This is a genomic window from Glutamicibacter mishrai, from assembly GCF_012221945.1.
Lineage (GTDB): Bacteria > Actinomycetota > Actinomycetes > Actinomycetales > Micrococcaceae > Glutamicibacter > Glutamicibacter mishrai.
Genome location: NZ_CP032549.1, coordinates 3217677 through 3231209 on the forward strand (window position 1 = coordinate 3217677; position 13533 = coordinate 3231209).

Below are 13533 nucleotides of genomic sequence, written 5' to 3' on the forward strand. Positions count from 1 at the left end.
TACCGGCCCCCAAGTACTACCGGTACCGCGGTTTATTTGGCAGTTCGTGAATCTAGCGGATCATTCGATCGCGCCGCGTCTTCCAGAACCTGCCCCCTAGTACGCTCAACCCCAAGATCAAGATTCCTGCGCCTAGAAGATATACGTGGTCACGTCCCAAACCACCGGTGAGCGGAAGGGTGGGACCGACCTGCTGTTCGTTGACGACGGCTGCAAGCTCTACCTGCAATGCTTCGCCTTGAACAGTGAACTCATGGATGGTGTCATCCCGTTGGTACCCCGGAGGTGCCAGCAATTCGGCTAGGGTGTAGTCGCCCCATGCCAGGTTCTCGATTGAGAACTTGCCAGCTGCCGGATCCCGGTCCAGGCCCTCGCACGGTTCCTCGATGCAGTCGGTGATTTCCACTGCTTGCGAGTTATCGCCTGCCGGTCCGGTGAGAGTCCATGTTGCGCCAGCCAGCAACCGATCCTGCACGTCGGTTTTCGTCCATGTAACCGAGCCTGGCTTGGCAGTGTTGACGATGGTGCAGGTCGCTGCCTGGCCCAAGTCCAATGAGATTGAATCAGCATCTGATTGATTGCCCGTTCCGGTGCAGCTCCATTCGCCAGCTTCGTAGCCGGCAGGGCCCGATTCGTTGAGAGTGTAGCTGCCTGCGGTTACCGAAGCCTCGGTGACTGCCGGTTCGCCCGTGACTCCGGAAACCGTGATGGAAGGATCTTCGGAATTGGTTGCCGTCAAAGTCCAATCGGAAACCGTGGACGTGCCAGAGAACTCTTCATTATCCAAGTCTTTGACCAGAGTCAGCTGCTGTACGCAGTCGACGGTATTGACCACTTCAATCACATTCGGATCCGGTGTCACCGTCATGGTGTGCGTAATCTGGTCTGTCTCGCCGTCGTTGATTGATGTCGACACCGTGCAAAGCTCAGGAAGATCTGACACAGTTTCGCTGATTGCCACTTCGTCTCCGACCAGGAAGCCGGTGATTGGAGCGTCAAACTGGCTCTCGGACCCATCAACCGTCAGCTGGGCCTGGCCAACAGGTTGGTCGCCGTGGGCGTATTCCTCGCCATTGACGATCCACTGCTTTGTCACGGTCAATGCGACTTCTGCGGTGTTGGTGAGGGTACAGGTGATTTTGTCGCCTGCATTGATGACCACGGAGTTCGTTTCCGATACGGGATGCGAGTCCCCACAGTCAACGCTGGTCAGCTGGTAGCCAGTCGTGCCATCCGATTCAGACAAGGTGTATTCACCGGGCGTAACCGGGGCGTTTGTCACCGATTCTTCACCTGTGGCTCCGGCAAGGGGAGTAGGACCATCAGCCTCCAAGGTCCAGCTTTCCGGTGCGGCTTCGCCAACAACTTTCTTGACCAGTGTCAGCTCAGTGCACGTGACCGTGTTGGTTACCAGATAGCTGTTCTTACCGACGGAGAGGGTGTGCTGTCCCAGGTCTCCCGAGGCTTCGTAAGTGCATCCTTCAGGGACCTGAACATTGGTCTCTGCCACGGTGACCGTCTGCTCCGAGTAGTATCGGGTGTTATCACTCTCGGTGACATATTCCGTGCCGAATGTTGCTGCGTCCTGGCCCGTGAGCTCTAGCGTTGCATCGAATCCCTCTGGCTGATCGCCATGCGAGTAGTCCTGGCCATCAATAACCCACGACTTGTCGACTACAACGCTGGAACAGGTACTTGGAATATTGAGCGAAATGGGTGCTACCCAGTCCTTGAGGGCCGAAGCATCGCCAGAAGCGCTGGAACGAATATTCAGGGTGCCGTAATTGCCGCTGCAGTCGGCTGTACCAAATAGTGCCGTCAGGTTCACCGCGAATTCTGCAAAGAGGTTAGGCTCAAGGTCAGCAGTGCCACTGAAGTTCTTGATGACACCTGTATTTGCCATGCCTGTGAAGCCGGCGGTGCTCGGTAGCACTGTCCAAAAACCAGTGGTGGCACTAGTTGAGGTCCAGGTGTAGGCCTTGTCCAGAAGTAGGTCGTTTTGTCCGTTCTGGTTGACCGAAAGCCTCAGGTCGCCTGTGCTTCGCGTCGGGCTAGGCGAGGCGGCACTTGAGTTCGGCAGAGCGTTCAGTTCGATGACAAGCTGAGCTGTGCCGTTGCCGGTTTCTCTTTCGAATCCAAGGTATGCGTAGACATCGGTACCGATGGTGCGTTGCAAGGCATAAACATTGTGAATGTCGTTCTTGTCGCCGGCTGTATTTGTTCCGCCAGACTCACTCGAGTCCCAAGGCCAGGTACCTTCGCTGACGCCGTTGGTAAATTGCGTTGAGTCGTTTACGCCGTCGTTGGCAGTTGGCTGTGTCAATACCGAGGACCAGTCGTCTTTGACGTTGGAACACAGGTTTCCGTCGATCTCAAAGTTCCCAACGAACCTCGGATTGAACTGCGTGGAGCAATCCGCTGCGGCTGCACCAAGTGCCAGGTTTTTTGCAGCCGGCGTTGGCGACGGGCTAGGCGAAGGAGTTGGTGATGTCTCGAAAGCGGACTCTGTTGCAGAAGCCGATTGTTTGGTCGAAGTCGTGCTGGTTGGCTCAGGCGAGGCTGTTTTCCCAGGGCTCTTGCTTGAAGCCGAAGGCTCACTCGGAACGCTAGAGACCAATGTTGCCTTTGGCGATTCGACGGGAACCGCAGAGAATGTAGCCGTTGGCGCCTTGCTGACTTCGGGTTCGGCTTCGCGCTCGGGTTCATCAGTGCTGGAACTCTCGACCGCAGACGCAGAAGCGGACTCCACCTGGATGGACCGTGGAGTACTTTTCAGCGAGATTTCGCTGGACACCTTGGGCGTGGCCGGAATGCTTGGTTCGGTAGCAGCGCTTTCCGATGCTGTCGGCTCGCTAGGGGCCGACGACGCAGTTATGGAAGTAGCAGCAGACATTGCCAACGCAAGCGTCGCCACAGAAAGAGCTCTCCACTGCCGTGAGCGTAGAGGCTTCTGTATCAATTGTTCACGGCGACATTTACGTCGGCGCGCAATTCTGTCCCCAACAGGATTGCCAAACACTAGATTTCCCCAAATTTTAGTGTGGAAGCTGTACAGGTCAATCCTTGTGAACGCGTTTAAGCGTGACGCATTACCGGAGTCTTCATCGATTATGAATATTCGGTACTACTTGCCGTTCAATCCCCAAGATAGAACGGCCGGCCCCAAGTTTTTGCTGAACTAACCAGCTTCCGTGCGAGTGTTGTAATCGTCAGCGTATACACCCGCTGAGGTTTCGTCAATATTGTTTTTAAATACGACATAATGCGATCGAAAAGTTCGTTACATTGTGTCTTTTTTCATTTTTAAAACCACCCAGTTCTGGGCGCTGTGGTTTTCCGAGGAGGCTTACGTTTCAGTAGACATATAACTTTTTAGATGGAAGTAATGGCGATCCTGGTGGTGGCACTGGAAGCATCTAAACCGTCGGTGGGCCAAAGTATCATACGCCCGCTTCACTAGATTGTTAGCGCTTGATCTAAAGCCGCAAACGCCAACGAGGGGCCGGCAAGTGCTAGATCCGCGTAGTTCGTGATTGCTGCACGATGCCGTCGAATCGCATCGGTGCGCTATGAAATAGTTTACTAGGAATTTAAGTAGGGGTGGTTGTCCTGTGAGAGTGGTATGCGAGATCTCTCCGGAAATGTTCCTCTTGGTTGTGAAAGAAGCAAGTCAATTTATCTTCCACGGATGGGCGTTTGTTGGCACTTTTTATGTCAAGAATATTCGCAGAATTATTATTGATTATCGAAATTAATCCTGCCGTTAATCTCAAGGTTGTTGGAGCATCGGCGGATTCGAGCTGGATAACATTCTCGATCGTTGGAGAAATTGAATAAGGCCTCTAGAGATGTGTTCCTTCTTGGCCCCATCGAAAGGATCAAGGTGCGATGAGGGCATGGTCTGCGGCTTATTGGGTTCTTGGAGATGTCCTAATGTTCAGCCCACTGCCGGTCTCGTTGCAGGTCAGGGTAATTTGAGTCCTCTGTCTCGCCGGTGCGCAACCGATCGGGCGAAAATACTGAAACTGAAGAATCTGGCAGCGAAATAGATTAATTGAATCAGTGTCTGGAGTATCAGGATCATTCCAGAACATGTTGTTAGACTCCGACAAACCAAGCGACTCTGAGGAATAAAATGAACGCGAGTAATTACGATCAATTCGCCGCGGCGTACGCCATTGAGAACGAATCCAGTCTCCTTAATGCCTACTATGAACGGCCCGCCATGCTCGAATTGGCCGCTGAGGTGAAGTGGCGACGGATATTAGATATCGGTTGTGGGGCTGGGGTGTTAGCCCAGGAGCTCATTGCTAGGGGTGCCACCGTAAGCGGCTTCGACGCAAGCCAGGAAATGATTGCACTTGCCCGTAAACGACTTGGCGACTCGGCCGACCTTCGCGTCTCACGGTTAGGGGAGCAGCTTCCCTATGAAGACGGAAGCTTTGATGACGCCGTGGCATCCCTTGTATTCCATTATTTGCCGGACTGGTCTTTGGCGCTGCGAGAAATCCGTCGTGTACTCAAGCCCCGCGGGAGGCTGATCATGTCGGTCAACCACCCGATTCTCTATCCTTGGAACCATAAGGGGTCGGACTATTTCAAGGTGACCGAATACAGCGACGAGGTCAACCTCAACGGAGAATCACACGAGCTGACATATTGGCATTACCCTTTGCACGTGATGGCGTCTGCAGTACTTGAGGCAGGGTTCTCCATTGAAAGGATTTGGGAACCGCCATATTCGAAGCACGCGCCTACGGAAGTAGTTCCGGAGGCTCTGCGCGATCGCGAAGCCTTCCTGAGCTTCCTCTTTTTTGAGTTGAAATCCAAGTAGGCGTCGAGCAACTGCGAATGCGCTGGAACTCCAATCAGGCGGTTGGTGCGGATCCTGGCTACCAAAACTGTCCAGTTGGTTGCCTTGGATCATCTGCGGGCTGAGGATATGGCCAGACAGGGAATGATCATCGTCGTTTTCAGACCGCAGGCGGTTATTGAGCTGAACTGTAGACTGACGCCATGGTCAAAATAAATGCTCTTACTGAATATGCCGACGATGACGGAAACTCGATCGAGTCGCCATCCCTTTTCGACAAGGACATCAACATCACCATCCGTGGCAAGAACAACCGGATCGTCATTGATGAGAAGGCTCGCATCGGAAAACTGACTCTTGTCATGGATTGTGACAATGGAACACTGATCGTCGGACCCAGCTCCAAAAAAGCGCTGCAGATGAACATCCGCATCGGCGAGGATTCGATTGTCAAGATCGGCGCTAACGTCACGACGACCTCGATGCCTATAGTCAGTGCTGTTGAGGGGTCGACGGTCAGTTTTGGCGACGATGTCATGATTGCCAGCCAAAATCAGTTCCGAGCAGATGACGGACATCCAATCTTCGACATCGCCACGGGCAAAAGAGTCAATCCCGCGAAAGACATCATTGTCGGGAACCATGTGTGGATCGGTGCCAAGGCAACGCTGCTGGGAGGAGCCAAGATTGGCGACGGCTCGGTCATCGGCTTTGGAAGCATTGTGACCAAGGAAATCCCGAACAATGTCATCGCCGTCGGGTCGCCCGCGAAAGTAGTTCGCAAGAATATCGCCTGGGAACGCCCCCATCTGTCATTCGTTGCGCCGCCGTACAAGCCGGATGTCTCGACGGTCAAGAAGTCGGAGAAGTATTGGAACGCGACGGTCGACCTGCATCATCCGCAGGTAGTCAAGAAATCCCTGACCCTATTCGGGCGGATCATGAAGAAGCTCGGATATCAGAAAATAACCAAGAGCTGACATCCGCTGCGTTCTGCTTCAACCCAAGACCAGCCGGAACAAGGCCGTTGATTCCAACTACCGCCCAATGCGGTTTCTCGTGGTGAACAGCTAACTGAATGACGCCACGCGATTGCTGCGTGCCTTTGTTGCGGGTGGCATCGGGGAGGAAGTGGGCTGGAATGTAGAAATCGATCCGTGATGGGGTGCAATTGACATGCCGTTGCACCGTAATTTCCGTTGGATCAACGGCACTTATCGCAAGAGCCAACCGTCCCCTGAAATCCGGATACGGCGGATCAGTGTCACATTCTATGTAATAAGTGAAAGTTTTCACAAAGTAGGGTTTTCTCTGCGTAACATGCGTGATTTCGCACCAAAACGAAGGATACATAGGGTTACGCTTGATTCGACGGCAGACGCTAAAAACTGCTGTCTTGCAAGCATCAGCCCTATGAAATCGCAAAGGTGCCACACCCGTGTCTGACATTAAGCCCATCGTACTTTTGGCCGAGCAACTTTCTCCTGCAACGGTTGCTGCTCTCGGTCCCGACTTTGAAATTCGTCAGACTGACGGTGCGGACCGCTCTCAGCTTCTCGAAGCCATTGCCGATGTAGATGCAATCCTGGTTCGCTCTGCCACTCAGGTAGATGCTGAGGCCATTGCTGCAGCCAAGAACCTCAAGGTCATCGCCCGTGCTGGCGTTGGCCTGGACAACGTAGACATCAAGGCCGCTACCCAGGCTGGTGTCATGGTCGTGAATGCTCCGACCTCCAACATCATTTCCGCAGCTGAGCTGACCGTCGGCCACATCGTTTCGCTGGCACGTCGAATTCCGTCCGCGAACGCCTCGCTGAAGAACGGCGAATGGAAGCGCAGCTCCTTCACCGGCGTCGAGCTCTTCGAGAAGAAGGCCGGCATCATCGGCCTGGGCCGCATCGGTGCTTTGGTTGCAGCTCGCCTGCAGGGCTTCGGCATGGAAATCGTCGCTTACGATCCATATGTCACCCCAGCACGCGCGGCCCAACTTGGCGTCACCCTGCTGACCCTGGACGAGCTCCTGGCAGAAGCCGATTTCATCACCATCCACATGCCAAAGACCCCCGAGACCCTCGGAATGCTGGGCAAGGATGCTTTCGGCAAGATGAAGGACACCGCCTACGTTGTCAACGTTGCCCGCGGTGGCCTGGTAGATGAGGCTGCGCTTTACGAAGCACTGAAGAACAAGGAAATCGCCGGAGCCGGCATCGACGTCTTCGTCAAGGAGCCAAGCACCGACCTTCCATTCTTCGAATTCGACAACGTCACTGTCACCCCGCACCTCGGCGCATCCACCGATGAAGCCCAGGAGAAGGCCGGCGTTTCCGTCGCCAAGTCTGTTCGCTTGGCATTGTCCGGCGAATTGGTGCCGGATGCAGTCAACGTCGCCGGTGGCGTCATTGACGAGAACGTACGCCCAGGCATCCCGCTGATTGAGAAGCTGGGTCGCATCTTCAACGCTTTGGCTGTCGGTTCGCTGACCAGCATCGACGTTGAGGTTGCCGGCGAAATCGCTGAGCTCGATGTCAAGGCTCTGGAGCTGTCGGCACTCAAGGGTGTCTTCATGGATGTTGTCTCGGAGCAGGTCTCCTACGTCAACGCTCCTGTTCTCGCAGAACAGCGTGGCGTCGCGACCCGTTTGATCACCACCGCAGATTCGCCTGAATACCGCAACCAGCTGACCATCAAGGGTTCCACCAACGAAGGCACCCAGCTTGCCGTGGCTGGCACCCTGACCGGCCCGAAGCAGATTGAGAAGCTCGTGGGCATCAACGGTCACGAGATTGAAATCCCGATCTCTGATCACATGATCGTCGTTCGCTACGCGGACCGTCCTGGTGTTGTTGGCTCCCTGGGTAACGTTCTGGGCGAGCAGGGCGTGAACATTGCCGGTATGCAGGTCTCCCGCGATGAGAAGAAGTCTGAAGCCCTTGCTGTCATCAGCATTGACTCGGCGCTTCCTGCCGGTGTTCTCGATGTTGTTGGCGCTGCAATCGGCGCCAGCGTTGCTCGCGAGATCAACCTCGAGGACTAATCAGCCAGCAGATTGCTGATTGGGCTTGTTTGGCCTAAGGAGCATGAACGATTCTCAGAGGCATGCAGCCTAGTCCTGAGCTCCACAACAATAGAGGAAGCCGCCCACTGCGACAGTGGGCGGCTTCCTCTATACCTAGGGGAGTGCGGGGCTGAGATCCTTGTGGGCACTCATCGTGATGAGGGCTGCCAATGCTCTGGCGGCCCGGATGTCACGCGTCATCCGCTGCCTCGATACCTGCGGTGGCCATTGGAAGAAGATGGAAATTATTTAACAAATGAATTTCAGGAAATCACAAGGTAAACAACGGGTTAATAAAAGATAGAATTTAGGTTTTCACTAATCAGAAGTGGTTAAGAAATTAGCTGACATCTTTTTATTGAGATAAACTTGATCCGATATGAGGGATGAATTAAGAGACAATGCGGAAACCGTTCAGGCGAGTTTCGAGCCGTCTGAGACTGCTATTGTGATCGTTACTTACAACCGATCACATCTTCTCGATCGACTCCTGACTAGTATCCAGGTCATGGATCCTGCCCCCGGTCATGTCGTTATCGTAGACAATGCCTCTGTCGATAACACGCACGAGATTGTTGAAAAGCACTCCGCTGAACTTGCTGCGAAAGTCGTTTATAAGAAGCTGCCAACCAATACCGGCGGGGCCGGGGGATTCCACACCGGAGTCAAGACTGCGTATGAGCTTGGCGCCACGTGGATCTGGATGATGGACGACGATGTTGAAGTCATTCCCAATGGATTGGGTCGCCTAGGCCACTGGTCGCAGCGTTTCAAGGTCATCCAGGGCAGGCGCTATGACTACGATGGCAGCGAGTTCTATTGGCAGTATCGAATCTCGGACCGACTGGCCATCCCGATTCCGTTCGCGCCTAGCGACTTCGATGTCACGGGCTATCGGGAGATGAATTCGGGCTGTTTCGAGGGTATGTTTATCCATCGTGACGTAGTCCGTCGAATTGGACTTCCCGATCCGCGCTTCTTCATCTACTGGGATGATCAGCTCTACGGCTGGCTGGCATCAAGAATTACCACTGCGGTCATCGTCAATGAATTCGTCCTTCGACGTACGAGGGACATCCGTCAGCTCGATTTGGGCATCCGCCACTTCAATGCTTCGAGTGATCCTTACCGTTACTACATCATGCGAAACCGCGCGATACTCAAGCAGTACTATCGCGCTCACGGCATGTGGCACCCAGGCGCGTTTGCTTTGGGGACGGCTCTGACGTTCGGGAAGGAAATCTTGCGCCTGCTCTTGGTGGAAAAGACTATTCGCGGCACGTCGAATCTCTTCAGGGGAATCCGAGACGGCCACAAGATCGCCAAGGACAATACCTGGGAGCCAATGGCTCCCTTGGAATCCCTTAAGCAAAATCAGCACCACAAGTTCGACTGAGTATCGGCGCGTGATCGCCAATATCTAACGATCACGGGGAAGCGACGTCTAGGGCATCCCTCTACGAATTAGTCTCCCAAAACAATCTTTCAGAAGCAGCACATACAAGAAAGTGGCAGCGTTCGCGAATGCGAACGCTGCCACTTTTTCAGTGCGCTACTGCGAGACCTTCAGGTCCTGGGCAATCTGCGAGATCTGGTTATCCCACATCGACAGCGCTGAACCGATGGCCATGTGCATATCCAGGTACTGGTAGGTTCCCAGACGGCCGCCGAAGAAGACATTCTCTTCCTTCTTGGCGAGCTCGCGGTAGGCCAGCAGTCCAGTGCGGTCCTCTGGAGTATTCACCGGGTAGTACGGCTCGTCGTCGCGTTCAGCGAAACGCGAGAACTCACGCATGATCACGGTCTTGTCCGTTGGGTAGCTGTCCTTGCGCTCCGGGTGGAAGTGCTTGAACTCGTGGATTCGCGTGAATTCCACGTCGGCATCCGGGTAGTTCATTACCGGGGTGCCCTGGTAATCGCCCACATTCAAAACTTCTTCTTCAAAGTCCAGGGTGCGCCAGGACAGGTTGCCTTCGCTGTAGTCGAAGTACCGGTCGATTGGACCGGTATAGACGATCGGCATCTTGCCAACCAATGCCTCCTTGTTTAAGGGCTGGCTGGTATCGAAGAAGTCGGTGTTCAGCTGAACGGTGATGTTCGGGTGATCAGCCATGCGCTCAATCCAGGCGGTGTAGCCGTCAACTGGCAATCCCTCGTACTTGTCATTGAAGTAGCGATTGTCGTAGTTGTAGCGCACTGGGAGTCGGCTGACGATATCGCCCGAGAGCTTTTCGGGGGAGGTCTGCCACTGCTTGGCGGTGTAGTGAGCGAAGAAGGCCTCGAACAATGGGCGTCCTACGAGGGCAATGCCCTTCTCGTAGAAATTCTTGGCGCTGTCTACCTCGAATTCCCCTGCCTGTTCCTTGACCAAGGCTCGGGCCTCGTCAGGGGTGTATGCGGCATTGAAGAACTGGTTGATAGTGTGCAGATTTACTGGGAGAGCGAAGGTCTGATTGTTGTGCGTCGAGTAAACCCGGTGTACGTAATTGGTGAAGCTGGTGAAGCGATTCACGTACTCCCAAACTCGTTCATTCGAGGTGTGGAAGAGGTGTGCTCCGTATCGATGAACTTCGATGCCGGTCTCTGGTTCTGCTTCGCTGTAGGCGTTTCCGCCAATGTGCGATCTCCTGTCGATAACGGTGACCTTGAGACCTGCGTCGGCAGCCCGTTCTGCAATCGTTAGACCAAAGAACCCGGACCCGACAACTAATAAATCTGTATCCATAGATGCTATCTATTCATTGCACAGTAACCGACTACCGTATGGAAGGTTAACCGAAGGTGTATTTCGCTCTAACAAACAGCCATATCGCCGAATTTCAAAGGTCGTGGAATTGATTTATTGGTAGCGTAGTTACTCGCGACCAGCAATTCGCCTGATATCGGCCCGTCGTAGCAGTGCCCCGTTCCCATAGGAACGAGAGGGCAGTCCCGCGGAACCGCCCGCCGGTTGCGCGCTAGTTAATGCATGATGCGTAAGACAAGGAATGAGGAACTTCCCCTTGGTGGATCCGAAGAACAAGTATGATGTAGCCGTCCTCGGATGGTGGTACGGCAAAAATTACGGATCAATTCTGACTTACTACGGTCTGAACCGCGCCATCGAAAATCTCGGACGTTCGGTACTTATGGTTCATGAACCACTGGGCTACAACGGCTTCCGAGTGCGTTGGCCAGACGACATCCTGTCTATGGATTTCGCTCGCCGAACCGGTTACCAGTACACCGAGCAGATGCATTACTCGCAGCTCGGAAAGCTCAATGAGCTGGCAGATAATTTTGTTGTCGGAAGCGACCAGCTGTGGAACCCGCTCATCGGCCGCGTCAACGATGACCTCTTCCTGGACTTCGTTGCTCCAGACCGCAACCGCGTAGCCTATGGCACGTCGTTCGGTAATCGCGGAACCGAGAAGTTCAAGCCAGAATTCATTGCCAAGCACGCCCAGAACCTGCAGAAGTTCAAAGCCATCTCAGTTCGAGAAAACTACGGCATCGATACCGCTCGCAACATCTTTGGGGCCAAGGCAGACCTGGTTGTTGACCCAGTGTTCCTGCTGGACCAGAACCACTACAGCGAACTGGCTGCGAAGGCAACGATCTCGCCAGAAGGCAAGTACATGGCCGTCTTCTTCCTGGATCCAACTCCAGAGAAGAAATCCACGGCACTGGCCATCCTTGAAAAGACCGGGTTGGAAAAGATCCTCGTGATCTGCAATCCGGATGAGGGACGCACAGCTGCCCAGGAGATTTGGGCTGACGAACCACGCGCAGAAATTATCGAGAGCGATTCGCCGGAAAACTTCCTGCGTGGTTACAAGGATTCCAGCTATGTGGTCACCGACAGCTTCCACGGCACCGCATTCTCGGTTATCTTCGAGAAGCCATTCTCCTCGATCTACAACAACAAGCGTGGCGCTGACCGGTTCAAAAACCTGCTGTCGTCCCTCGGCTTCGGTGACACCCGACGCGTCTACGAGAGTGATACCGCCGAGACAATCAACGCAAATGACAACGTCTCGCTGGACATTGATTTCACCAAGGCACGCAACTACATCGAGAACGGCCGCAAGACTTCCCTCGAATGGTTGAACGCGGCCCTGGACCCGGCAGTCAAATCATCAGCCGCCCTTGAAAACGGCAAGGCCGTGATTGACGCTGCCAGCGCCTCGGTGCAGAGCCACACGCTGGATCTGGACTTCTCGGCAAACAGCGACATCTGGGCTATCACCAAGGGCAAGGACGGCGTTTCACTGAGCGTCGGCAAGGACAAGGACCTGCGCGGAAAGCATGTCTGGACCGATCTGCCCGAACCATTGACTCCTGGCTCCCGCAAGCGCCTGAAGATCCAGTGGGCTCCAACCACCAAGACCAAGAGCATCAACGTGCACCTGCGCAATCCGCAGTCCGGTACGTTCAAGGTCATCGGCAAGGCAGAAGTCGCGGAGACTTCCGGCGGCCTTCGCACCGATGAATTCGAGTTCTCGGTAGCTGAAGCCGGCCTGAGCCAGGTCATGCTCGGTGCCCTGCACTTCACCGGTCCACAAGCCGGCGCCCAGGTTCATGAGATCTCCATTACGGATATCAAGCCCAAGGCACTAGCCGCCCCAGCAGCACCAGCGAAGTCCAACGACGACATCGTTGAAGGGTTCTCGAAGCAAGCACGCCGCTTGGCGCTGCATGACTACGAATCCCAGGTACGTTCGTTTAGCCGTGGCCGCTCAGCAGATTCCGTCACCGGAATCCGGGCACGCATGTTCTTCCACGCCCACGCGATCGAAAAGGGCCTGACCCACAGTAACTTCCGTCCAGGTTTCGGCCGCGTCGCCATTCCTGGCCTTGCCAAGGAAATGAACGCCTGGATCACCCGCGGCCTGGACACCAACGACACCATCGTGCAGAGCTCCGCATCGGTGATGAAGGCCTACTTTGCCCGCAACGAGGAAACCAATACGGATGTCTCGCACTTCCGCAATCTGTTCTCGGCACAGGCACTGGACGTCATCGCCAATGGCCGAGTAGGCGAGGGTGGAGCATTCCCTGCTGCGAACCACCGTGAAGATCCGGTAGAGACTCCCAACGATGACCGCGCGTTCATGGACGTGATGTACGGGCGTCGAAGCGTACGAGAGTTCGTCGATACCCCAGTTGACGACGCAGCCATTTCGGCCGCCGTGCAGATTGCAATGCAGTCGCCATCCGTCTGCAGCCGTCAGGGTGCACGTGTTCACCAGTTTGATGACCCGGAAACCATCAAGCAGCTCTTGGAAGTACAGGGTGGATTCTTTGGATTCAAGGCACCACCACGCCTTCTGCTGGTGACTGCAGACCTGGATGCGTTCCTCTTCGCTCCAGAACGCAATCAGCCATTCGTTGATGGGGGACTGTTCATGATGTCCCTGCTTCTTGGACTGACCCAGATGGAGCTCGGCTCGTGCCTGCTGAACACCGCCATGGGCGTGGAGAAGGAACAGAAGATCCGGAACATCGTCGATATTCCAGAAAACGAAGTATTCATCGCGTTCGTAGCCGTCGGCAACTTCGACAAGAATGTCCTGGTTCCTCGCTCCAAGCGAGTTGAATCAGACAGCATTCTGAAGCGACACGCATAGATCTTAGACCCGGTTAGGAACGTAACAAGAGTATGACGATGCCAGCAACATTTGAA

At 54.6% G+C, this 13533-nt stretch carries 8 protein-coding genes; 6 read left to right on the forward strand and 2 right to left on the reverse strand.

The annotated features are described in order from the left end of the window. Positions 1-52: 52 nt before the first annotated feature. Positions 53-2323: a SpaA isopeptide-forming pilin-related protein gene (locus D3791_RS15070; protein WP_172512678.1), complete on the reverse strand. Its 2271-nt coding sequence runs from the start codon at positions 2321-2323 to the stop codon at positions 53-55. 82 nt (positions 2324-2405) lie between these two features. Here D3791_RS15070 and D3791_RS15075 point away from each other — a divergent pair, with 82 nt between their 5' ends. The 5 genes from D3791_RS15075 to D3791_RS15095 all read left to right on the forward strand — a co-directional run bounded on the left by D3791_RS15075 (position 2406) and on the right by D3791_RS15095 (position 9264). Then, positions 2406-3182: a hypothetical protein gene (locus D3791_RS15075; RefSeq protein WP_172512679.1), complete on the forward strand. Its 777-nt coding sequence runs from the start codon at positions 2406-2408 to the stop codon at positions 3180-3182. A gap of 953 nt (positions 3183-4135) precedes the next feature. Beyond that, on the forward strand, positions 4136-4834 hold the full coding sequence (locus tag D3791_RS15080; protein WP_172512680.1) for a class I SAM-dependent methyltransferase: 699 nt from the start codon (positions 4136-4138) through the stop codon (positions 4832-4834). 182 nt (positions 4835-5016) lie between these two features. Continuing rightward, positions 5017-5793, forward strand: a complete 777-nt coding sequence (locus D3791_RS15085) for an acyltransferase (protein ID WP_172512681.1) — start codon at positions 5017-5019, stop codon at positions 5791-5793. 458 nt (positions 5794-6251) lie between these two features. Further along, a complete protein-coding gene (gene serA, locus D3791_RS15090) occupies positions 6252-7847 on the forward strand; it encodes a phosphoglycerate dehydrogenase (protein ID WP_172512682.1) in 1596 nt (531 codons plus the stop codon). A 400-nt stretch (positions 7848-8247) separates the two neighbouring features. Next, on the forward strand, positions 8248-9264 hold the full coding sequence (locus D3791_RS15095) for a glycosyltransferase family 2 protein (RefSeq protein ID WP_172512683.1): 1017 nt from the start codon (positions 8248-8250) through the stop codon (positions 9262-9264). Between the two features lie 156 nt (positions 9265-9420). Here the strand turns inward: D3791_RS15095 and glf are convergent, their stop codons facing one another. After that, positions 9421-10593 carry a UDP-galactopyranose mutase gene (gene glf, locus D3791_RS15100; RefSeq protein ID WP_172512684.1) on the reverse strand — a complete coding sequence of 391 codons (1173 nt, stop codon included), beginning with the start codon at positions 10591-10593 and terminating at the stop codon, positions 9421-9423. Positions 10594-10855: 262 nt separating this feature from the next. On the opposite strand from glf, the gene D3791_RS15105 reads away from it, so the two are divergent. Beyond that, the gene (locus D3791_RS15105; RefSeq protein ID WP_172512685.1) at positions 10856-13477 is read left to right on the forward strand and encodes a polysaccharide pyruvyl transferase family protein; all 2622 of its coding nucleotides are present in this window, start codon (positions 10856-10858) and stop codon (positions 13475-13477) included. Positions 13478-13533 lie beyond the last annotated feature (56 nt).

What these genes read in the sequence shown, in the direction of transcription:
- D3791_RS15080 (WP_172512680.1), top strand. Translation starts at nt 4,136, where the DNA reads ATGAACGCGAGTAATTACGATCAATTCGCCGCGGCGTACGCCATTGAG.
- D3791_RS15085 (WP_172512681.1), top strand. Translation starts at nt 5,017, where the DNA reads ATGGTCAAAATAAATGCTCTTACTGAATATGCCGACGATGACGGAAAC.
- D3791_RS15095 (WP_172512683.1), top strand. Translation starts at nt 8,248, where the DNA reads ATGAGGGATGAATTAAGAGACAATGCGGAAACCGTTCAGGCGAGTTTC.
- glf (WP_172512684.1), bottom strand. Translation starts at nt 10,593, where the DNA reads ATGGATACAGATTTATTAGTTGTCGGGTCCGGGTTCTTTGGTCTAACG.
- D3791_RS15105 (WP_172512685.1), top strand. Translation starts at nt 10,856, where the DNA reads ATGAGGAACTTCCCCTTGGTGGATCCGAAGAACAAGTATGATGTAGCC.